Origin of the sequence: Curtobacterium uvaldense, from assembly GCF_028307415.1 — a bacterium.
GTDB lineage: Bacteria > Actinomycetota > Actinomycetes > Actinomycetales > Microbacteriaceae > Curtobacterium.
In genome coordinates this window covers 1-20,817 of sequence record NZ_JAQMHU010000020.1, presented here as the reverse complement: position 1 = coordinate 20,817, position 20,817 = coordinate 1, and the positions used below count along the sequence as shown (strand labels likewise).

Below are 20,817 nucleotides of genomic sequence, written 5' to 3'. Positions count from 1 at the left end.
GCGCACTGCCGCCGACGTTGCGTCGCGCCGGGCGGGACGGGACCGGACGGGGTCCTCAGCAGTGCTCGAAGACGTACTCGTCCGAAGCAGGGGTGACCAGGTCGCGGTCCCGCAGGATCGTCATGGCCGGGCGGTCGCGCAGGCGGCACACCGATGCCCACGAGCGGTCGAGCGTGTCCGCGTACTCGACGTCGACCACGCGCTTCCCGTACGCGGCCGTGTAGGCCGAGCACTCGTCGTACTGCACGCACTCCTCGGCGACGACGAAGTCGAAGCCCGTCGACTGCCGCCCGGCCTTCCCGAGCTGCGGCGTGTTCTTCTGCCCGACGGCCAGACCGCGATCGTGCCCGAGCCGCACGAGCGTCGCCGCCAGCGCGAGGTTCCCCGCGCGGGTCAGTCGCTTCCCCGACCGTGTCCACGAGTCGAGGTTGTCGAACTCGACGGCGGCGAACCCGCGGTCGGCGCACCGCGCGACCGACTTCGTGAGCTCCTTCGTGATCGCGGCGCGCTTCGCGGCGGTCCGGGTGTCGAGGAGCACCTCGTCCGGCCAGCCCGGGTCGGCCACGAGCTCGCCGGAATGGTCGCGCAGCAGTGCCGACGGCGCCCGGCGCTCCCACCCGGCGAGCGCTCCCGGCTGGGTCTGGAAGCCGTTGACGTAGCAGATGGAGTACTTCCCGGCGGCCGGGCGGTCGGTGCTGTCCCGCTCGACGATCGTCACCCCGGACGGCGGCGTGTACCCACCGCCGAGCTGGTAGTCGGGGCGCCCGGAGGTCGGCAGGTTCCGGTACGAGGAGGCCGTCGACCCGGCGGGTGTCGCGGCCTCGGCACAGCCTGCGCTGCCGAGGACGGCGACCAGCGCGATCGCGGTGGTCAGGAGGACGGATCGCGTGCGCACCACGGGATCATCGCACGCCACATCGCACGCCACGTCGCACGCCCGACGCGAACGGCCCCGGCTCGCTCGACGAGCACCCGCTATGCTGGTGGTACTCGAGGCGCCGATCGCCTCGTGCGTCGTACGGACGCCCCCGACTCCCGACCCTCATCCGGTCGATGATCGCGCACCGACATCCCGGTGCCAGGCTCTCTGCTGCGGCGACCGCGTCAGCCTCTGCTGACGCGGGGTTCCCGCCCGCGCGCCACATGCCAGCGCGCCCACGGCCGGCACGAGCCGGCCCGAAAGGTCACCATGACCAACCAGGACATCCGTTTCTCCGACCTCGGCGTCCCCGCGCCGATGGTCCAGTCCCTCGCCCAGCAGGGCAAGGAGACCGCGTTCCCGATCCAGGCCGACACCCTCCCCGACTCCCTGCAGGGCAAGGACGTGCTCGGCCGCGGGCGCACCGGCTCCGGCAAGACGATCGCCTTCGCGATCCCCCTGGCCGCCCGTCTGGCCGCGAGCCGTCGCCCGCGCCGCGCCGGCCGCCCCCGTGCACTGGTGCTCGCCCCGACCCGTGAGCTCGCGACGCAGATCGACGCGACCCTCGCCCCGCTCGCGAAGTCCATGGGCCTCAACACGACGACGATCTTCGGCGGCGTGGGCCAGGGCCGTCAGGTCGACGCGCTCCGTGCCGGTGTCGACGTGGTCGTCGCCTGCCCGGGCCGCCTCGCCGACCTCATGCAGCAGGGGCACGTGAGCCTCGGCGACATCGAGGTCACCGTCCTCGACGAGGCCGACCACATGGCCGACATGGGCTTCCTGCCCGGCGTGACGAAGATCATGCAGGCGACCCCGGAGCAGGGGCAGCGCCTGCTGTTCTCGGCCACGCTCGACAACGGCGTGGACAAGCTCGTCAAGAAGTTCCTGCACAGCCCGGTGATGCACTCGGTCGACGACGAGACCAGCCCGGTCGAGGCGATGACCCACCACCTGTTCGAGGTCGCCGACGCCGACGCGAAGAAGGACCTCGTCCGCGCGCTCGCCTCGGGCACCGGCCGCCGCATCCTCTTCATGCGCACCAAGCACCACGCGAAGCGCCTGGCGAAGCAGCTCACGAGCCAGGGCATCCCGGCCGTCGACCTGCAGGGCAACCTGTCGCAGGGTGCGCGTGAGCGGAACCTCGCGAAGTTCTCCTCCGGCGAGGCCCTCGTGCTCGTCGCCACCGACGTCGCCGCCCGTGGTGTGCACGTCGACCACGTGGAGCTCGTCGTGCACGTCGACCCGCCGACCGAGCACAAGGCGTACCTGCACCGTTCGGGCCGCACCGCGCGTGCCGGGTCCTCGGGTGACGTCGTCACCGTGACGCTGCCGGCCGAGCGCCGCGACGTCGCACAGATGATGCGTGCCGCCGCGATCAAGGTCACCCCGCAGCAGGTCACCGCGACCTCGCCGGCCGTCGCGTCGCTCGTCGGCGAGGTCGCGCCGATCCGCCACCTCGCTCCGGAGCAGCCCGCACAGCAGCAGCGCCAGCGGCAGCCGCGTGCGACCGAGACGGGTCTCGCCGAGTCCGCGGGCGGCGGTCGTCGCCGTGGTCGCGGCGGCCGGTCGGGAGGCTCGACGCAGGCTCCCGAGACCGCCTCGACCGGTCGCGGCTCGGGTCGCGCCGCCGGTGGTCGCGGTGGTCGTCCGGTCACCGCGGGGGCTCCGGCCTCCGCTGGTGGCACCGGGCGCGCCGGTGGCGCCGGTCGCGGCAACGGCTCGGGCTCGGGTGCTGCAGCGTCGGGCGGTGCGGCCGCCGGTGGTCAGCGTCGTTCGGGCGGGAGCCGTCGGGCGTCCAGTGACGTCGTCCGTGGCGGGTCCGCCCCGGTGTGGTCGTCCGAGGGCGGCTACGCAGCGGGTCGTTCCGGTGCGGGTGAGTCCGGCGGCGGTCGTCGCCGCGGCGGATCGCGTCGCGCATCGCGTCCGGCGGGGGCTGCCGACCGCCACTGAGCGGTCCGCTCGGGCCGGAGTGGTCCGTCGAAGCGACAGGACGCCGCCGATGTCCGGCGGCGTCCTGTCGCTCCCGCGTCGGCGTCGGCGTCGGCGTCCCGAACCTGGACGCCCGGTGGGAGCACCGGGCTTCCCCACGCGTAGGTTCTCCTTCACCGACGGCCGCGCGAGTGGCCGACGGGGAATCGTCCGTCGTTGGAAGGAGACCGTATGGCTGGCAGCGAAGAGAACCACACCGGCGAGAAGCTCGTCGGCAAGGTCAAGGAGGGCGTTGGCAACCTGACCGGCAACGACAAGCTGAAGGCCGAGGGTCAGACCGACCAGGCCAAGGCGTCGGCCAAGCAGGGCGTCGACGACGTCAAGGGCGCAGCGCACGGCGTTGCGGACTCCCTCCGCGACGAGAAGCACTGAAGCCGGTCCACGACCGAGCTGCGAAGCCCCCGGAACCGCATGGTTCCGGGGGCTTCGTCGTGTGTGCGGGGATGTCGGACCGACCGGCGCCGCGGGCGCGGGTGCCGCTAGTGCAGGGCGCCGACCGAGGCGAGGCCGGCGCGCAGGAGTGCACCGCGGCCGCCCTCCATCTCCTCGGCGACGGCGTCGGAGGCTGCCTCCATCGGGCTCATCCACGTGAGCTCGAGGGCGTCCTGCCGGGGCTCGCAGGTGCCGGTGACCGGGACGACGTACGCGAGGGAGATCGCGTGCTGCCGCTCGTCGGTGAACACCGAGGCGCCGGGGAGCGGGAAGTACTCGGCCACCGTGAAGGGCGTGGGGCTCGCGGGGAGCTGCGGGAACGCCATCGGACCGAGGTCCTTCTCGAGGTGCCGGAAGAGCGCCGTGCGGATCGACTCGCCGAACATCACGCGGCCGGAGACGAGCGTGCGCGCGATCGAGCCGCTCGGGGCGACACGGAGCAGCACGCCGACCTCGGTCACGACACCGAGCCCGTCGGTCCGGACGGGCAGGGCCTCGACGTAGCAGATGGGGAGTCGACGACGGACGTCGGCGAGCTCCTCGTCGGACAGCCAGCCGGAGTCGGGGTCGGGGGTGCGCAGCGAGGCCATGCACCGTGTCTACCAGTCGCCCCGGCGAGTTCGGCGGGAGGCGCGGTCGCCGTGGACGGCTAGCGTGGTCCCCGTGATCGATGCGGACATCGTGCAGTGGACCCGTCCGACCGGGGAACGCGCGGGCACGCCCCTGCTCGTGGCCATGCACGGGGTGGGGTCGCACGAGCGCGACCTGCTCGGGCTCGCGCCCGCGCTGCCGTCCGTCTGGACCGTCGCATCGCTCCGCGCACCGATGCCGTGGGGTCCCGGGTTCTCCTGGTACCCGCTCGGCACGCCGGGGTCCCCCGCGCTCGAGCCGGTCGACGCCGCGGTCGCCGGTGTCCTCGACTGGATCGACGCCGTGTCCGCCGACCACCCGCGCATCGGTCTGCTCGGGTTCTCGCAGGGCGGGTCGATGGCGCTGCAGCTCCTGCGTGCCCGACCGGCCGCGTTCGCCTTCGCGGTGTCGTTGTCCGGGTTCGTGGTGCCCGGGGTGACCGACTCCCGCGACGAGGCGGTCGCGGCCGTCCGTCCCCGGGTCTTCCTGGGACACGGCGACCTCGACCCGGTGATCCCGGCCGAGGCCACCGCGCGGACGCAGGCGTGGGCCGCGACGCACACGGACGTGACCGACCGGACGTACGTCGGCCTGCCGCACGCGGTGTCCGCCGAGGAGCTCGCCGACGTGGCCGCGTTCGTCGACGCGTCCTGACGGCCGCTCCCGCGACGGGTCCGCGAAGGTGACCGGGTGACCGACTGACGGCCAGGAGGCGCGTGGCGGGGTCGCCACGTGCCTCCCGTCCGGCACGGCGCTACTCGGCGAGGATCTGCAGCAGGTCCTTGCGGAGCTGGTCGACCTTCGCCGTCGCGGCCCTGGTCTGCTCGTCGGAGGCGCTGGTGCGGTACATGTGCAGCACCCCCATCGCCTTGCGGAGGGCCTCGACGAACTCGCGCTGCGTGTCGGGCATGCCCGGCGCGGCGTCGAACGCGGCGGCGATCTCGTCCGCCTTCGCCTCGGCCTCGGCGCGGCCGGCGTCGGTGAGCTCGAAGAGCGTCTTGCGGCCGTCGCCGTTCGAGACGACGAGGTCCTCGTCGACGAGCTGCTGGAACGTCGGGTAGACCGAGCCGGGGCTCGGCTTCCAGGCACCGCCGGTGCGCTCGGCGATGGTCTTGATCACGGCGTAGCCGTTCTGCGGGCCCTCGGCGAGCAGCCCGAGGATCGCGAGGCGGACGTCGCCGCGACGGCGGCGCTCGCGCCCGAAGCCGGGGCCGCCGCCGAAGCCGGGACCGAAGCCCGGGCCGAAGCCGCCGCGTCCGCCGAACCCGGGGCCGAAGCCGCCGCGTCCGCCGTGGTCGTGGTCGCCGCGGTCGCGGCCGGGGAAGCCGTGGCCGTGGTGCTGCCGCGCGCCGCCGAAGCGGGGGCCGCGCGGACCGGTGCCGCGGGGGCCGCGGCGGGGCGTGGTGCTGTCGAGGTCATCGTACGAGGGGCGCATGATGACTCCTTCCTGTCGGTGGTGACGTGAGCTCGCGATGCGTTGTGTTCCTATCGCGATGGGTCAACGATAGATCGCTACGGATCGGCCTGTCAAGCACCCGTCCTCCCTCGGACCGCTGTCGGTGGCGACGGGCAGGATGGGACGGACCATGACGGACGTCCTCGAGCGCTTCTCCCCCGCGACCGCGGAGTGGTTCCGTGGCGCGTTCCCCGGCCCGACCGCGGCGCAGGCCGGCGCGTGGGACGCGATCTCCACCGGGCAGCACGCGCTCGTGGTCGCCCCGACCGGCTCCGGCAAGACGCTGGCGTCGTTCCTCTGGTCGATCGACCGGCTCATCAGCGCGAGCGACCGTCCGCCGGCGAAGCAGCGCACGAGGGTGCTCTACGTCTCTCCGCTCAAGGCCCTCGGTGTCGACGTCGAGCGGAACCTCCGCAGCCCGCTCGTCGGCATCACGCAGACCGCGCGTCGGCTCGGGACGGAACCGCCCGAGGTCACGGTGGGCGTCCGGAGCGGTGACACCCCGTCGTCCGACCGGCAGCGGCTCCTGCGGCAGCCGCCGGACATCCTCATCACGACGCCCGAGTCGCTCTACCTCATGCTCACGTCGCGGGCGCGCGAGACCCTGGTGAACGTCGACACCGTCATCGTGGACGAAGTCCACGCGGTCGCCTCGACCAAGCGCGGCGCACACCTGGCGGTCTCGCTCGAGCGCCTCGACGACCTGCTCGAGAAGCCCGTGCAGCGGATCGGCCTGTCCGCGACCGTGCGCCCCGCGGAGGAGGTCGCCCGGTTCCTCGGCGGCCGCGCGCCCGTGTCGATCATCGCCCCGCCGGCGCAGAAGACCTTCGACCTGCGCGTGGTCGTGCCGGTCGACGACATGACCGAGCTCGGGGCCCCGCCGGTCGGTGCCGACGCGACCGAGTCACCGACGAACGGCTCGATCTGGCCCCACGTCGAGGAACGCGTCGTCGACCTCATCGAGGAGCACCGCTCGACGATCGTGTTCGCCAACTCGCGCCGACTCGCGGAACGCCTGACGGCACGGCTCAACGAGATCCACGAGGAACGCGTGCTCGGGGCCGTCGACACGGCGGGTGTCGGCACGGCTGCGCTCGGCGCGCCGGAGGTCGTCGGCGCGGAGGCCGTGGGCGCGGTGGCCGGGTCGGCTCCCGTCACACAGTCCCCCGGTCGGGCGTCCGCGCACGCACCCGTCGCACAGCCGAAGCGACCGCCGGCGCAGCTCGTCGGGCAGTCCGGACAGACCGAGGGCGGCGGCTCCGACCCGTCGGTCCCGGTGCTCGCCCGCGCCCACCACGGCTCCGTGTCGAAGGACCAGCGCGCGATCATCGAGGACGACCTGAAGTCCGGACGTCTGCGCTGCGTCGTCGCGACCAGCTCGCTCGAGCTCGGCATCGACATGGGCGAGGTCGACCTCGTGGTCCAGGTCGAGGCCCCGCCGTCGGTCGCCAGCGGCCTGCAGCGCGTCGGTCGCGCCGGACACCAGGTCGGCGAGATCTCGCGCGGCGTGCTGTTCCCCAAGCACCGCGCCGACCTCGTGAACAGCGCGGTCACCGTCGAGCGCATGGTCTCCGGGCAGATCGAGTCGATCTCGGTGCCCGCGAACCCGCTCGACGTCCTCGCGCAGCACACCGTGGCCGCCGGGTCGATCGACACCGTCGAGGTGGAGCACTGGTTCGAGCTCGTCCGGCGGAGCGCCCCGTTCAGCTCGCTGCCGCGGTCGGCGTTCGAGGCGACGCTCGACCTGGTGACCGGGCGGTACCCGAGCGACGAGTTCGCCGAACTCCGGCCGCGCCTGGTGTGGGACCGCGTGCACGGGACCCTGACCGGGCGTCCGGGCGCCCAGCGACTCGCGGTGACGAGCGGCGGCACGATCCCGGACCGCGGCATGTTCGGCGTCTTCATGGTCGGCGAGAAGGCATCGCGCGTCGGCGAGCTCGACGAGGAGATGGTCTACGAGTCCCGCGTCGGCGACGTCTTCGCCCTCGGCGCGACGAGCTGGCGCATCGAGGAGATCACGCACGACCGGGTCATCGTCAGCCCGGCGTTCGGGCAGCCCGGGCGGGTCCCGTTCTGGAAGGGCGACGGCATCGGTCGTCCCGCCGAGCTGGGACGGGCGACCGGTGCGTTCGTGCGCGAGGTCGACGCGGCCTCCGACGACGACGCGCGTGCCCGGGTCGCCTCCGGCGGGCTGGACGAGCGGGCCGTGACGAACCTGCTGACCTTCCTGCGCGACCAGCGTGCGGCGACCGGTCACGTGCCGAACGACACCACGCTCGTGGTCGAGCGGTTCCGCGACGAGCTCGGCGACTGGCGGCTCATCCTGCACTCGCCCTACGGCATGCAGGTGCACGCGCCGTGGGCCCTGGCGGTCGGCGCCCGGCTGCGCGAACGGCACGGCATCGACGGCGACGCGATGGCGGCCGACGACGGCATCGTGGTGCGGATCCCGGAGACCGACGCGGAACCGCCCGGCGCCGACCTGTTCGTGTTCGAGCGCGACGACCTCGAGGCGCTCGTCACCGACGAGGTCGGCGGCTCGGCGCTCTTCGCCGCCCGCTTCCGCGAGTGCGCGGCCCGGGCCCTGCTCCTGCCGAGGCGGAACCCCGGGCAGCGGTCGCCGCTCTGGCAGCAGCGCCAGCGGGCGTCGCAGCTGCTCGAGGTCGCGCGGAAGTACCCGACGTTCCCGATCGTGCTCGAGACCGTGCGCGAGGTCCTGCAGGACGTCTACGACGTGCCGGCGCTGCTCGGCATCTCGGACCAGATCGCCGAGCGCCGCATCCGCCTGGTCGAGCGCGAGACCGAGCAGCCGTCGCCGTTCGCCCGGTCGATCCTGTTCGGGTACGTCGCGGCCTTCATGTACGAGGGCGACTCGCCGCTGGCCGAGCGCCGGGCGGCGGCACTGTCGCTCGACTCGACGCTGCTCGGTGAACTGCTCGGACGGGCCGAGCTCCGCGAGCTCCTCGACCCGGCGGTCATCGCCTCCGTCGAGCGCGACCTGCAGCGGCTCTCCCCCGACCGTCGGGCGCGCGACACCGAGGGGCTCGTCGACGTGCTGCGACTCGTCGGCGCCCTCGAGCTGGACGAGCTCGTCGCCCGCAGCTGGGTGGCCGACGCCGCTGACCCCGACGCCGCGCGTGCGACCGTCCGGTCGGCGCTGGAGACCCTCGAGCGCGACCGCCGTGTGCTGTCGTTCACGCAGGGCGGTGCGACGCGCTGGTCGGTGATCGAGGACGCCTCCCGCCTCCGCGACGCCCTCGGCGTCCCGCTGCCGATCGGCGTGCCGACCGCCTTCGTCGAACCCGTCGCGGACCCGCTCGGCGACCTGGTCGGCCGGTACGCCCGGTCGCACGGACCGTTCGCCGCGCAGGAGGCCGCGAGCCGGCTCGGCCTCGGCATCGCCGTCGTGCAGGACACCCTGCGCCGCCTGGTCGCCGACCGCCGCGTGGTCGAGGGCGAGTTCCGCCCGGACCGCCAGGGCGCGGAGTGGTGCGACGCCGAGGTGCTCCGCCGCATCCGGACGAAGTCCCTCGCCGCGCTCCGGCACGAGGTCGAGCCGGTGTCGCCGGACACCCTCGCCCGGTTCCTGCCGGCGTGGCAGCACGTCCAGGCGCCCGGCACCCGCGGCGGGCTGCGCGGGGTCGACGGGGTGCTGCAGGTCATCGACCAGCTGGCCGGCGTCGCCCTGCCCGCGAGCTCGTGGGAGACCCTCGTGCTGCCGTCCCGCGTGAGCGACTACTCCACGAGCATGCTCGACGAGCTGACCGCCACCGGCGAGGTCCTGTGGTCGGGCGGCGGCACGCTGCCCGGGAACGACGGCTGGGTGCGCCTGCACCTCGCCGAGACCGCGTCGACGACCCTGGCGGAGCCCGACGGCGGCGAGACCACCGAGCTGCAGCGCGACGTCCTCGGAGCGCTGGCCGGCGGTGGTGCCTACTTCTTCCGGCAGCTCGGCCAGGCGGTCGGCAGCACGGACGACCAGGCCCTGACGACCGCGCTGTGGGACCTGGTCTGGGCCGGACAGGTCACGAACGACACGTTCGCGCCGCTGCGGTCGATGCTCGGCGGCAAGGCGAGGTCGACGAGCGCGCCGCGGGCCCGGGCGTACCGCGGGCGGCGTCGGCCGACGCTGCCGTCGCAGTCCGGTCCGCCGTCCGTGGGTGGTCGGTGGTCGATCCTGCCGCTCGCCGAGTCCGACTCGACGCTGCGTGCGGCAGCGACCGCCGAGCAGCTGCTCGAGCGCTACGGCGTCGTGACCCGCGGTGCCGTGCAGGTCGAGGGCGTCCGTGGCGGGTTCGCCGGTGTCTACCGGGTGCTCAGCCGGTTCGAGGAGTCCGGCCGGGCACGTCGCGGGTACTTCGTCGAGGGGCTCGGGGCGGCACAGTTCGCGACGAGCCCGACCGTGGACCGGCTCCGGACCTACGCACGCGACCTCGACGACGACGAGCGCGCCGACCCGGACCGCGAACGCCAGGCACTCACGCTCGCGGCGACGGACCCGGCGAACCCCTACGGTGCGGCACTGCCGTGGCCGTCGGACGACGCCCCCGCCGACCCGGACGCCGACCCCGCTGCTCCCGGTCCCACGGCCGACCCCGCACCGACGGGCGCCCGTGGTGCGGCCGTCCCCGCCAGCCGGTCGACGTCGACGACCGGTCGCGGTCACCGACCCGGGCGGAAGGCCGGAGCCCTCGTGACCACGGTCGACGGCCGCCTCGCGGTCTACGTCGAGCGCGGTGGGAAGTCCGTCCTGACCTTCACCGACGACCCGGCGGACCTCGCGGTCGCGGCGCGGTCGATCGCCGCCACCGTGCGGAGCGGGCTGCGGAAGCTCTCGGTGGAGCGGGTGGACGGCGACTTCGTGCTGGAGACGCCGCTCGGGTCGGCACTGCGCGAGGCGGGGTTCACGGCGACCCCGCAGGGACTGCGGCTGCGTGTCTGACGCGACCAGGGCCTCCCGGGCGTGCGCCGGTGCACGGGACGTGACACGGCCGACCGGACGAGCCGCAGCGGAGGTGTGCCGTGCCCGAGGGTGACACCGTCTTCCGCGCTGCCCGGCGCCTGCACACCGCGCTCGCGGGCAAGGTCCTGACCCGCTCGGACTTCCGCGTCCCCGCGTTCGCGACCCTCGACCTGGTCGGACGGACGGTCGACGAGGTCGTGCCCCGCGGCAAGCACCTGCTGCACCGCATCGGCGACGTGACCGTGCACTCGCACCTGAAGATGGAGGGCCGCTGGGACGTCTACGCGCCCGGGGAGCGGTGGCGACGGCCCGCGCACCAGGCCCGGGTCGTGCTCGACGCCGCGGACGTCTCGACCGTCGGGTTCACCCTCGGGGTGCTCGAGGTCGTCCCGCGCGACCAGGAGTCCGAGGTCGTCGGGCACCTCGGCCCCGACCTGCTCGGTCCCGACTGGGACGCCGACCGGGCGCTCGAGAACCTGACGGCGGACCCGGAGCGCCCGATCGGGCTCGCGCTGCTCGACCAGCGCGTGCTGGCCGGACTCGGCAACGTGTACCGGAACGAGCTGTGCTTCCTGCGGGGGGTGCTGCCGACGCGACCCGTCGGACAGGTGCCGGACCCGGCGCGGGCGATCGCGCTGTCCCACCGGCTCATCACGATGAACCGTGACCGCAGCAACCGCGTCACGACGGGCGTCGACCGGCCCGGGCGCCGCTTCTGGGTCTACGGCCGCGCCGGCAAGCCCTGCCTGCGGTGCGGGACCCCGGTGCGTCGGGGCGAGCTCGGCGACTCGGAGCTCACGCTGCGGGACACCTACTGGTGCCCGCGCTGTCAGACCTGAGCCGGGCCGGGGGTCAGCGGTCGGCGGCCTCGACGGCGCAGCTCTCGGCGCGCTTCGCGGCGTCGGAGTCCGCGCTGAACGCGCTCGGTGCCGGCGACGCCGAGCGTGACTCGTCCGAGGTGGCGTCCTTCGCGGTCTGGTTCACGGCGTAGATCGTGCCGTCCCAGTCGTCGGCCGTCGGGTCGGTCTCCGTCGCCCAGATGGTCAGCTCGTCGTCGTTGGCGTCCTTGCTGTCCGACGGCACGATCGACGCAGCCAGGTACCAGCCACCGTCGCCCTCCGCCACGTTCGCGAAGTCCGTCGTGTCGTGCGGACCGACCGCGGTGCCGATCGCGTCCACGGCGTTGCTCGCGGCGACGGCGCACTCGGTCGACTGCGACTTCTGCTCGTCCCCGGGGACCTTGCCGACCGGGTCGATGTTCTGGGCACCGCCCGGGTCGCACGCCGTCAGGAGCAGGGCGAGGGTGGCAGCGCCGAGCAGCGCGGTGGCGGTCTTGGCTCGCGTGGTCATGTGGTGGACGGTAGGCCGCGGTCCCCGTGCAGGACCCCAGGGCGTCCGGGAAGCGAACGACGGGCGGCACGCGGTCGGTGGACCGTCGTGCCGCCCGTCGGGCTCGCGCGGGGGACGGGCCGCTACGCCCGACCCTGGGTCATGATCCATGCGAGCAGGTACGACCGCGTGTTCGCCGAGTCGATCACCGCGTCCGGCAGCCGTTCCGCGTCGCGCAGGGCTGCCGCCGCGTCGGCCTTCCCGCCGAGCGCCCGGTACATGAGCAGGTAGTCGCCGAACTGGACGCCGTAGCGACCGTCCGGCACGGCCTCGTCGAGCACCCGCCCGATCTGCTGCCGGCCGCCCGCGTCGACGTACTCCGCCGCCATCGCGGGCATCGGGATGAGCTCGATCCCCGCCGGCGCCGCGGCCGCCGCGCTGAACCACGTCGCGTGGTCGCGCTTGCCGCCCCAGGTCAGCGAGACGACCCGGTGCGTGAAGCCCGGGAACGCCGACAGGTCCGGGTCGAGCACGTCGCGCTGCGCCGAGGCGGCCTCGTTCGACAGCAGCCAGGTGCCGGTGGACTCGAGCGAGGCCGACCCGGACACGGCACCCCAGCGGGCCAGGCCGTTCCACGCGGACACCGCCTCGGACGACGACTCCTGGTTGTTGCCGTCGGCGAAGGGCGAGTAGCCGGACGCCCAGGAGTGCTGCGCGTACGGGTCGTAGACGCGGAGCGCGGGGAACGACTCCGTCGCGGTCGGCGAGGCGATGTCCGCGGCGACGAGGTCCGCGACGGTGCGCCACTTCCGCACGAGGGACGCGTCACCGTCGGCCACCATCGCGGCGGCGGACAGCACGTACCCGTAGTGGAAGTGGTGGTCGTTGAACTCGTCCGAGCCGAACGACGCCTCCTGGCCGACGAGCCCGTGGACCTGGGGGTCGTAGGCGAAGCACCGCGCGGTCCTCCCGCCGCAGCCCGCCGGGTCGAACCACTGGTCGAGCTCCGCGACGACGGACGTCTTCAGCGCCGCGGCCTGGTCGTCGAGCCCGAGCGCGACGGCGAGCCGGTACAGCGTGGCGACGCGGTACAGGTCCTTGCCGCCGCCGTACGAGTCGGCCGCGTACGACGAGGCGTCGACCCCGGCGGCGTCCTGCCGGACCTGTGCGGCCAGGGTGTCCCGCTGACCGTCGGACAGGCCGGACAGGTCGAGCCGGTCGGACGGCTCGACGGTGTCGGCGTCGAAGCGCAGCGCCGTCCCGGTGCAGACCGGCGCGGGACCCGTCAGGGTCGCGACCCGCAGGTCGGTGCACGTCAGCCCGTGGGTGCCCTGGCCAGGCTGCGGCACGAGCACCCCGGCACCGCCGTCGAAGTCGTACGACAGCGTGGTGCGCTGGGACCCACCGGACGCGCTGCGCTCCAGCGACGAGCCGGAGAGCGGCCGTGCGGCCGCGACGAGCCGGGAGACCTCGGACGACGACGCGCCGTCCGGTGTCGGCAGGAGCACGACCGACCCGCCGCTGCGCAGGCGCACGCCGGACGCGGCGACCGAGCCGTCGCGCACGACGACCTGCCAGGTGCGGCCGCCGCCGGACATCGTCGCCGTGCCGTCGCCGGTCGGGTCGAGTGGCGAGGTGCCGGTCAGCGTCTGGTCGCGGTCGGCGGTGTAGGTCACGAGGGGCGACCCCTCGGCGACGACCGAGTGCCCGAGCACGGTGTCGCCGTCACGGTGCTCGACGGTCACCGACACCGCGTCGTACGCCGACACGAGGGTGCTCGTCGCGCCGAGGTCGAAGCCGACCTGCGGTACGGCGCCGCCGGCGATGGTCTTCTCGGTCGCGGTCACGTCGGGCAGTCCGGCTGCGAAGCCGTGGTCGGTGACCTGCCACGAGATCGGCGTCGGGAACACCGGCTGGGGTGCGTCGCCGAACACCAGGCCGGAGAACCACCGGTTCGTCGGCGGGGTCAGTCCCTCGGCCAGGCGCATCGTGCCCACCGTCGACGACGCGACGTCGCCCAGGGCGGCGACCGCGCGTGCCTGGGCCGCCGCGTCGGTCGGGGTGGCCGACGGGGTCGGGTGGTCCGTGCCTCCCGTCCCGGTGCACGCAGCGAGCAGCAGGGCGACGGACGTCACCAGGGGGACGACCAGGAGCGTCGACCGGGAGGCCCGGCGTGCGCCCGCAGGGCGGCGGCCGGGGTGCAGGTGGTGCCGCACCGGCTACAGCCCGATCTGGCGCGAGAAGTCGCGGACGGCGTCGGTGACGCCCGCCAGCGTGCCGTCGTCGCGCAGGTGCAGGGTCGCGTCGACGGGCGTCCCCGGGCTCGTGATGCCCGACGACGGCGAGGCCGACAGCTCGGGGCTCTCGACGTCGACGGTGGTCTTCGCCCGGCCGTCGTCGTTCGTCTCCACGCTGACGCTCTTCACGGTGCCGGTGATGGTGCGGTCGTCCGGCAGGCGGAGCTCGACCTCGGCACCGTTCCGGATGCGCCCGTAGTCGCGCGCGGTGACGGTGAACTCCGAGGTGACGAAGAGGCTGTCCTCCTTGTGGATGGTGCCGAGCTCGGAACCGGCCTGCACGTACCCACCGGTCTTCACGTCGATCTTCGCCACGGTGCCCGAGACCTCGGCCTTGAACGTGATGAAGCCGTCCTCGCCGATGTCGTACGCGCTCGTCTGCGTGTCCGCGCCGACGACGCCCTTCCGGATGTCCTGCGCCAGCTGCAGGCTCTGCACCTGCAGGAGCTTCTCGCCCTTGGTGACGGAGTCGCCCTCCTGGACGTACTCCTCGGTGACGGTCCCGCCGTAGTCGGTGCCGACGGCGTACTCCTGCGCGGCGATGGCGGCCGAGGTGCTCGCCACGGCGCTCTGGCGCTGGTTGAACACGAGGGTGCACGCGGCGACGATCACCAGGACGACGACGAGGCCGCCGAAGAGTCGGAGTCGGTTGGTCCAGGTCATGCGCGGGGTCCGTCCTGCAGCTGCATCGCGACGCCGGCGATCGCGGCGCGCTGGGGTTCGAGGGTGTCGGGGCGGACGACGGTCGTCCGCACGGGGCTGACCGGGGCCTGCACCAGCGGTGCGGCCGGTCGGACGGCCTCGCCGCGAGCGCGCTGCCGGTCGGCCACGCGGTTGCGGGCCTGCTCGCGGAACGCCGCGACGATGAACGCGGCGAAGACCAGCGTGTTCGTGATGTTCCACGCGGTGGCGAGCGTGAACTGCCCGTTGCCGGTGTCCCGCCAGACCGCGACCACGCTGGTCAGGGTGAGGAACACGAAGACGAGCACCTGCGGCACGATGAAGTTGAACGGTGAGGGTGTCCGTCCGCGGTCGGCACCGGTGACGTGCCAGGCCTGCTCCTTGCCGCAGAGCACGTTCCAGAGCGCGCTCGCGTAGATCGGGAAGGACACCGCCGCGAGCAGGAGCGTCTCGTAGCGGAACGAGCCGAGCGCGTAGAAGGCCAGCACCACCTGCATGAGGTAGAACCCGAGGTAGAACAGCACCCACTCGCCCGCACCGATCGACAGGTTCATCGGGCGGAGGTCGAAGAAGATCTCGAGCGGCGGCACGAGGAGCAGGAGCCCGGGGACGATGCCCGTCAGGTAGAAGCTCGCCGTCACCAGGTACTGCAGACGCTGGTCCATCGTCAGGCGGTGCTTCGGGTTGAACGGGAAGTGCGTCAGCAGGATCTCGAACCCGCCGGTCGCCCAGCGCAGCTGCTGCTTCGTGAAGCCCTCGATGGTCTCGGGAGCGTCGCCGACGGCGAGGGTCATCGGGATGAAGACCGACTTCCACCCGCGCTCGTGCAGCATCAGGCTGGTCCAGACGTCCTCGGACTTCGAGTCGGTGTGCATGCCGCCGATGTCGTCGATCGCGCTGCGGCGGAAGATGACGTTCGTGCCGACGCAGAACGCCGCGTTGAAGCGGTTCCGGCCGGGCTGGATGAACTTGTAGAAGACGGTCTGCATGTACCCGGCGCCGCGGGACACCAGGTTGTGCAGGTTGCCGTAGGTCTGGGGCGTCTGCACGAACGCGATGGTGTCGTCCGCGAAGAACGGCACGGTCTCGAACAGGAACTCCGGCTCCGGGACGAAGTCGGCGTCGAACACGGCGTAGTAGTCGCCCTTGGCGAGGGTCAGGGCGTGGTTGATGTTGCCGGCCTTGGCACCGTGCGACGACAGCCGGCGGACGTACCGCGCGCCGAGCCGGGCGGCGAGCGCCTGGACCTCGTCGCTCCGGCCGTCGTCGAGCACCCACGTGCGGTGCTCGCCGCGCATCGCGACCGCTGCCCGCACGGTGGCGGCGATCTTGGACAGTTCCTCGCCGTAGACGGTGATGAAGACGTCGATCTCCACCTGACGGCCCCGCACGTGCATCGGCCAGCGGTGGGGCTGGTCGGTGAGCCCGTCGCGCTCGATCGTGTCCCGGTCGAACAGGGTGTCCTGCGTGTGGTGGAACGCGAAGTCCCGCGGGTCGGCACCGCCGGACAGGATCGTCCACATCGACAGCAGCGCCTGGCCGACCAGCACGCTCTCCGCCACGATCACCAGGCCGTACGGCAGGAAGTCGCCGCGGTTCGCGGGGTCGAGGAGGAACACCGCGTAGGCCATCACGCCGAGGGTCGCGACGAGCACGATGAGCACCATGACGGGGCTGTGCGCGCGGCTCTCGGAGCGGGGTCGCACGTGCCCGACCTGCTCGGCCTGCCAGCGTCGACGGGCGCGCTCGCGGTCACGCGGGGTGAGCGGCTGGGGGAGCGGCTGCGGCGGGAGCGCCTGCTGCTGGAGCAGTCGGGGCTGCTGGAGCAGTTCCGTCTGCTGCGGCGGGACGGGCTGGGCCGCGTCCGGGGACTGCGGCTGGGCGCTCCGGCGGTACTGCGGGGTGCTGGCGTCCGGGCGTGCGCGACGGACGTCCGTTGGTGCGGACATGAGGATCTCCTGTCGGGTCGGGAGAAGCTCGCGGCCCGCAGGCAGGGACGCCGACGGGTCGCGAGACGGGCGTCGGCGACTGTGGCGACATGGGCCCGGACCGTCGGGATGGGTCCGGCTCGGCGAGGGACCAGGGATCCTGCGCCGGGGAGGTCGCGACCGAGGGTGCGGTCGCGGTGTTCGGTGTGTCGAGAGCGGTCGTGCGACGACGGCCCGTGCCGTCGGTCGAGTGTGACACTACGACCCGCTCGACGCGCTCGGGTGTCCGTCGTGTGAATCCCGCAGGACCCCGCTGCTTCTTGCGGTTTCCCGCATCACCGCGTTGCGGGATCGGGTGGGGGCGCCGACACTCCCCTGCTCCCCCGCTCCCCTGCTCTCTCGCTCTCTCGCTCTCTCGCTCTTTCGCGAGACGCAACGAGGGCGGCTGCTCGCAGCGGTACAGCGCTGCGAGCAACCGCCGGGGTTGCGTCCTGCGGAGGGCGAGGCGGCGTCAGGCGGCGGAGCGCTCGGCGGCCGGACGACGGCGGAGCTCGGGTCGCAGGAGCGCGGGCGGCTGGTACTGCTGGTCGAGCCGCGTGACGTCGGTGCCCGGCGGGACGATCGCGTCGATGCGGTCGAGCACCTCGTCGGAGAGTGCGACGTCCGCCGCCGCCAGCAGGTCGTCGAGTTGTTCCACCGACCGCGGCCCGATCAGCGCGCTCGTCACGCCGGGGTGGGCGATCGCGAACGCGAGGGCGAGGTGGGTGGTGGGGATGCCGGTCTCCTCGGCGAGGGCGACGACCTGCTCCACGGCGTCGATCCGCCGGTCGTCCTGGTCGTGGCGGAACATGCCCGCCCGCGACAGGTCGTTCTGCTGTCCCCGACGGAAGCGCCCGGTCAGCATGCCGCCGGCGAGCGGACTCCAGACCAGCGCTCCCATGCCGTAGCGCTGGGCGACCGGCAGGACCTCGCGCTCGATGCCCCGGCTGAGGATCGAGTAGGTCGGCTGCTCGGACCGGAAGCGCTCGAGACCGCGACGCTCGGAGGTCCACTGCGCCTCGACCTGCATCGATGCGGGGAAGTCCGACGAGCCGATCGCACGCACCTTGCCGCTCCGGACGAGGTCGGTGAGTGCGGACAGGGTCTCCTCGAGGTCCACGGTGTCGTCGGGGCGGTGCGCCTGGTAGAGGTCGATGTGGTCGGTCTGCAGGCGTCGGAGCGAGTCCTCGACCGCCGTGGTGATCCAGCGGCGGGAGTTGCCGCGCCGGTTCGGGTCGTCCCCCATCGGGCCGTTGAACTTCGTGGCGAGGACCACGTCGTCGCGCCGGCCCTTGATCGCCTTGCCGACGAGCACCTCGGACCCGCCCTGCGAGTAGCGGTCGGCGGTGTCGATGATGTTGATGCCGGCGTCGAGCGCGCGGTGCACGATGCGGATGGAGTCCTGCTCGTCGCCGTTGCCGATGCGACCGTCGGTGCCGAGCATCATGGCGCCGAGCGCGAAGGGGCTGACCTGGATGCCGGTGCGGCCGAGGGTGCGGTACTGCATGGTGGTGCCTCCTGTCGGTGGCGTCCCGAGGCCGGTCGTCGTAGGCTGGCTCGAAGCGGAACGCTCTTCCGCAACGATACGGAAAGCTGTTCCGTTTCCGCAAGCCCTCACCGCGACCCCGTTCGGAGGAACCGTGCGCGCCGATGCCCGCCGCAATCTCGACGCCCTCGTCGACGCTGCCCGTCAGGTGTTCGCCGACCAGGGCGTCGACGCTCCCGCCAGGGTGATCGCCGACCTCGCCGGCGTCGGTGTCGGCACGCTGTACCGCCACTTCCCGCAGCGCTCCGACCTGGTGGTCGCGGTGTTCCAGCAGGCCGTCGAGGAGTGCGCCGACGCCGCCGCGGACCTCGCCGAGCACCACGAGCCGGACGACGCCCTCGCGTTCTGGCTCCAGCGGTTCACCGGGTTCGTCGCGACGAAGCGCGGGCTCGCTGCGGCGCTCCAGTCCGGTGACCCGGCGTTCGAGGGACTGCACCCCTGGTTCATCGGTCGACTCGGCGGGGCGCTGACCGGACTGCTCGACGCGGCCTCGGCAGCGGGGACCATCCGCAACGACATCGACGCCACGCAGCTGCTCCGCGCGGTCGCCGACCTCTGCCACGGGGCGCCGACGACCGAGCAGAGCCAGCAGCTGGTCGGACTGCTCGTCGACGGGCTGCGCTGGCGGGCGACCGTCTGATCCGGCACCGCGGGCGGGGTCCGCAACCCGCTGGGCGGGGCGGAGAGCGTCCGCGGTCAGCCGGGCTGGTGCAGTCGCTCGTGCGCGGTCGCCCGCACGGCCTCGGTCACCCGTTCGAGCAGCGGTGACGCCAGGTTCCACCGCTGCCACCACAGCGCCACGTCCGCCCGACGTCCCGGCGTGAGCTCGACGAGTGCTCCGCTGCGCAGGCCGTCGAGGCACTGGGCCTCCGGCAACATCCCCCACCCGAAGCCGAGCGACACCGCGCGCGCGAAGTCTGCCGACGTCGGGACGAAGTGCCGCGGCCCGCGAGGGGCGTGCCCGAGGACCCGGCGGAGGTACCCCTGCTGCAGGTCGTCGTCGCGGTCGTAGTCGACGAGCGGGACCGCGTCGAGCCGTGCGGTCATCTGCCGCTCGGACACCGCACCGGCGAGGTACCGGTCGACGAAGGCAGGCGCGGCGACGGCCCGGTAGCGGTCGACCCCGAGTGCCACCGACGAGCAGCCCTGCACCGGGTCGGCCTCGGCGGTGACCGCGGCCATCACGGTGCCCGCACGCAGGAGCTCGGCGGTGCGGTCCTGGTCCTCGCGGTGCAGGTCGAACACGACCTCGGTGTCGGCTCGGACGAGCGCGAGTGCGTCGAGGAACCACGTGCCGAGCGTGTCCGCGTTCACGGCGAGCGGGATCGACGGCACGACGGGCGCGTCCGCATCCCCGACCGCGCCGAGCGCCCGGGCGGTCTCGTCCTCGAGGAGCCGGGCCTGCCGTGCGTGCCGGAGCACGACCGCACCGTCGGCGGTGGGCGCGACCGGCGTCGTCCGCTGGAGCAGCACCCGGCCGAGCTGCTGCTCCATCGCCTTGATGCGCTGCGACACCGCGGACGGGGTGATCGCGAGGGCGCGGGCCGCAGCGTCGAGCGTGCCGTGGTCGACGGCGGCGAGGAGCGTCTCGAGGTGGTCCCGCTGCAGACGGAGCATGCAGCAGAGCTTACGGCGGTACAGGAACGTGAGCTGGACTGCACCGAGGGGCGCTCCTACCGTCGAGACCATGACCGTCCTCCTCCCCCTGTTCGCCGGCCTCGGCACCGGCCTCGCCCTGATCGTCGCGATCGGGGTGCAGAACGCGTACCTGCTCCGGCTCGCGGTCAGCGCCCCGGCGCGGGTCGTCGCCGCCGCGGTCGCCGTCTGTGCGGTGTCCGACGCGGTGCTCATCGTCGCCGGGGTGCTCGGCGTCGGGGTCGTCGTCGAGCGGTTCCCCGTCGCGCTCGTGGTGGTGCGGTTCGTGGGCGCGGCGTTCCTCGTGGTGTACGGGGTGTTCGCGGCCCGCCGGGCGTTCCGTCCCACCGGGGAGGCCATGGCCGTCGAGCAGGAGGCGGCGGACGACGGCGTGGTGGCGCCGACGACGGTCGCGCCCACGGCGGTCGCGGCGCCTGCGACGGCCTCGTCCGAGACGGCCGCGCAGGCGGCTGGTGACCCCGGACCGGCCGCGGGCCGAGCCGCGCGGCGGGCCGACGACACCGTCGTTCCCGACGGCGGGGGCGGGGCTGCGGGACGGAGTGCGGAGGAGCCTCCCGGCCGGACCACGACACCCGCGGTCGCGACGCGGACCGCCTCCGCAGCACGCGCCGTCCCGACCCTCGGTGCGGCGGTCGCGACGATGCTCGTGTTCACGTGGGCGAACCCGCACGTGTACCTCGACACCCTCGTGTTCCTCGGCTCGGTGGCGAACCAGCAGGGCGTCGACGACCGCTGGTGGTGGATCGTCGGCGCGGTCGCCGCGAGCTGCCTCTGGTTCGGCGCACTCGGGTTCGGGGGACGACTGCTCCGACCGCTGTTCGCGAAGCCGCTCACGTGGCGGGTCTTCGACGGGCTCGTCGCCGTCGTGATGCTGTCGTTCGGCGTCGCGCTCGCCGTCGGGGCGTAGCCGCGGCGGCGCGGGGCGCGCGGCACCCGGCACGGCGGGCGGCGG

General features: G+C 73.5%; 16 protein-coding genes. 7 read left to right on the top strand and 9 right to left on the bottom strand.

What is annotated here, in order from left to right; translation table 11 throughout:
* Window positions 1-55: 55 nt before the first annotated feature.
* Window positions 56-895: an endo alpha-1,4 polygalactosaminidase gene (locus PIJ49_RS12070; RefSeq protein ID WP_271826691.1), complete on the bottom strand. Its 840-nt coding sequence runs from the start codon at window positions 893-895 to the stop codon at window positions 56-58.
* 294 nt (window positions 896-1,189) lie between these two features.
* Between PIJ49_RS12070 and PIJ49_RS12065 the strand changes: the two genes are divergently transcribed.
* Together PIJ49_RS12065 and PIJ49_RS12060 are read left to right on the top strand one after the other, a co-directional pair.
* Window positions 1,190-2,869, top strand: coding sequence for a DEAD/DEAH box helicase (locus PIJ49_RS12065; protein ID WP_209684889.1), 1,680 nt, complete (start codon window positions 1,190-1,192; stop codon window positions 2,867-2,869).
* Between the two features lie 210 nt (window positions 2,870-3,079).
* Complete coding sequence (locus PIJ49_RS12060) at window positions 3,080-3,280, top strand: CsbD family protein (RefSeq protein ID WP_066657109.1); 201 nt, start codon at window positions 3,080-3,082, stop codon at window positions 3,278-3,280.
* Window positions 3,281-3,387: 107 nt separating this feature from the next.
* On the opposite strand, the gene PIJ49_RS12055 is transcribed toward PIJ49_RS12060, so the two are convergent.
* Window positions 3,388-3,930, bottom strand: coding sequence for an NUDIX hydrolase family protein (locus tag PIJ49_RS12055; protein WP_066657112.1), 543 nt, complete (start codon window positions 3,928-3,930; stop codon window positions 3,388-3,390).
* A 73-nt stretch (window positions 3,931-4,003) separates the two neighbouring features.
* Here PIJ49_RS12055 and PIJ49_RS12050 point away from each other — a divergent pair, with 73 nt between their 5' ends.
* Complete coding sequence (locus PIJ49_RS12050; RefSeq protein ID WP_271826690.1) at window positions 4,004-4,624, top strand: alpha/beta hydrolase; 621 nt, start codon at window positions 4,004-4,006, stop codon at window positions 4,622-4,624.
* Between the two features lie 100 nt (window positions 4,625-4,724).
* Here the strand turns inward: PIJ49_RS12050 and PIJ49_RS12045 are convergent, their stop codons facing one another.
* Entirely contained in the window at window positions 4,725-5,405 is a 681-nt protein-coding gene (locus PIJ49_RS12045; protein ID WP_066657116.1) for a PadR family transcriptional regulator, read from the bottom strand.
* A gap of 151 nt (window positions 5,406-5,556) precedes the next feature.
* Between PIJ49_RS12045 and PIJ49_RS12040 the strand changes: the two genes are divergently transcribed.
* The gene (locus PIJ49_RS12040; protein ID WP_271826689.1) at window positions 5,557-10,368 is read left to right on the top strand and encodes an ATP-dependent helicase; all 4,812 of its coding nucleotides are present in this window, start codon (window positions 5,557-5,559) and stop codon (window positions 10,366-10,368) included.
* Window positions 10,369-10,448: 80 nt separating this feature from the next.
* Complete coding sequence (locus PIJ49_RS12035; protein ID WP_066657129.1) at window positions 10,449-11,228, top strand: Fpg/Nei family DNA glycosylase; 780 nt, start codon at window positions 10,449-10,451, stop codon at window positions 11,226-11,228.
* Window positions 11,229-11,241: 13 nt separating this feature from the next.
* On the opposite strand, the gene PIJ49_RS12030 is transcribed toward PIJ49_RS12035, so the two are convergent.
* From PIJ49_RS12030 to PIJ49_RS12010, 5 genes are all read right to left on the bottom strand, one after another.
* Window positions 11,242-11,739, bottom strand: coding sequence for a hypothetical protein (locus tag PIJ49_RS12030; RefSeq protein ID WP_066657132.1), 498 nt, complete (start codon window positions 11,737-11,739; stop codon window positions 11,242-11,244).
* 122 nt (window positions 11,740-11,861) lie between these two features.
* A complete protein-coding gene (locus PIJ49_RS12025) occupies window positions 11,862-13,853 on the bottom strand; it encodes a glycosyl hydrolase (protein WP_271826688.1) in 1,992 nt (663 codons plus the stop codon).
* An 84-nt stretch (window positions 13,854-13,937) separates the two neighbouring features.
* On the bottom strand, window positions 13,938-14,678 hold the full coding sequence (locus PIJ49_RS12020) for an efflux RND transporter periplasmic adaptor subunit (RefSeq protein ID WP_066657136.1): 741 nt from the start codon (window positions 14,676-14,678) through the stop codon (window positions 13,938-13,940).
* A complete protein-coding gene (locus PIJ49_RS12015; RefSeq protein ID WP_271826687.1) occupies window positions 14,675-16,645 on the bottom strand; it encodes a glycosyltransferase family 2 protein in 1,971 nt (656 codons plus the stop codon). The genes PIJ49_RS12020 and PIJ49_RS12015 overlap by 4 nt, the downstream gene beginning before the upstream one ends.
* 490 nt (window positions 16,646-17,135) lie before the next feature.
* Complete coding sequence (locus PIJ49_RS12010; RefSeq protein ID WP_251155178.1) at window positions 17,136-18,170, bottom strand: aldo/keto reductase; 1,035 nt, start codon at window positions 18,168-18,170, stop codon at window positions 17,136-17,138.
* 133 nt (window positions 18,171-18,303) lie between these two features.
* Between PIJ49_RS12010 and PIJ49_RS12005 the strand changes: the two genes are divergently transcribed.
* Window positions 18,304-18,849 carry a TetR/AcrR family transcriptional regulator gene (locus tag PIJ49_RS12005; protein ID WP_271826686.1) on the top strand — a complete coding sequence of 182 codons (546 nt, stop codon included), beginning with the start codon at window positions 18,304-18,306 and terminating at the stop codon, window positions 18,847-18,849.
* A 56-nt stretch (window positions 18,850-18,905) separates the two neighbouring features.
* Here PIJ49_RS12005 and PIJ49_RS12000 read toward each other — a convergent pair whose 3' ends face one another.
* Window positions 18,906-19,898 carry a LysR family transcriptional regulator ArgP gene (locus PIJ49_RS12000; RefSeq protein WP_334212827.1) on the bottom strand — a complete coding sequence of 331 codons (993 nt, stop codon included), beginning with the start codon at window positions 19,896-19,898 and terminating at the stop codon, window positions 18,906-18,908.
* Here PIJ49_RS12000 and PIJ49_RS11995 point away from each other — a divergent pair.
* The gene (locus PIJ49_RS11995; RefSeq protein WP_271826685.1) at window positions 19,897-20,772 is read left to right on the top strand and encodes a LysE/ArgO family amino acid transporter; all 876 of its coding nucleotides are present in this window, start codon (window positions 19,897-19,899) and stop codon (window positions 20,770-20,772) included. The genes PIJ49_RS12000 and PIJ49_RS11995 overlap by 2 nt on opposite strands.
* The last annotated feature ends 45 nt before the right edge of the window (window positions 20,773-20,817 follow it).

Coding starts and splice junctions, on each gene's coding strand:
- PIJ49_RS12040 (WP_271826689.1), top strand. CDS start 5,557: ATGACGGACGTCCTCGAGCGCTTCTCCCCCGCGACCGCGGAGTGGTTC.
- PIJ49_RS12055 (WP_066657112.1), bottom strand. CDS start 3,930: ATGGCCTCGCTGCGCACCCCCGACCCCGACTCCGGCTGGCTGTCCGAC.
- PIJ49_RS12000 (WP_334212827.1), bottom strand. CDS start 19,898: ATGGTCTCGACGGTAGGAGCGCCCCTCGGTGCAGTCCAGCTCACGTTC.
- PIJ49_RS12065 (WP_209684889.1), top strand. CDS start 1,190: ATGACCAACCAGGACATCCGTTTCTCCGACCTCGGCGTCCCCGCGCCG.
- PIJ49_RS12015 (WP_271826687.1), bottom strand. CDS start 16,645: ATGTCCGCACCAACGGACGTCCGTCGCGCACGCCCGGACGCCAGCACC.
- PIJ49_RS12010 (WP_251155178.1), bottom strand. CDS start 18,170: ATGCAGTACCGCACCCTCGGCCGCACCGGCATCCAGGTCAGCCCCTTC.
- PIJ49_RS12020 (WP_066657136.1), bottom strand. CDS start 14,678: ATGACCTGGACCAACCGACTCCGACTCTTCGGCGGCCTCGTCGTCGTC.
- PIJ49_RS11995 (WP_271826685.1), top strand. CDS start 19,897: ATGACCGTCCTCCTCCCCCTGTTCGCCGGCCTCGGCACCGGCCTCGCC.
- PIJ49_RS12030 (WP_066657132.1), bottom strand. CDS start 11,739: ATGACCACGCGAGCCAAGACCGCCACCGCGCTGCTCGGCGCTGCCACC.
- PIJ49_RS12045 (WP_066657116.1), bottom strand. CDS start 5,405: ATGCGCCCCTCGTACGATGACCTCGACAGCACCACGCCCCGCCGCGGC.
- PIJ49_RS12060 (WP_066657109.1), top strand. CDS start 3,080: ATGGCTGGCAGCGAAGAGAACCACACCGGCGAGAAGCTCGTCGGCAAG.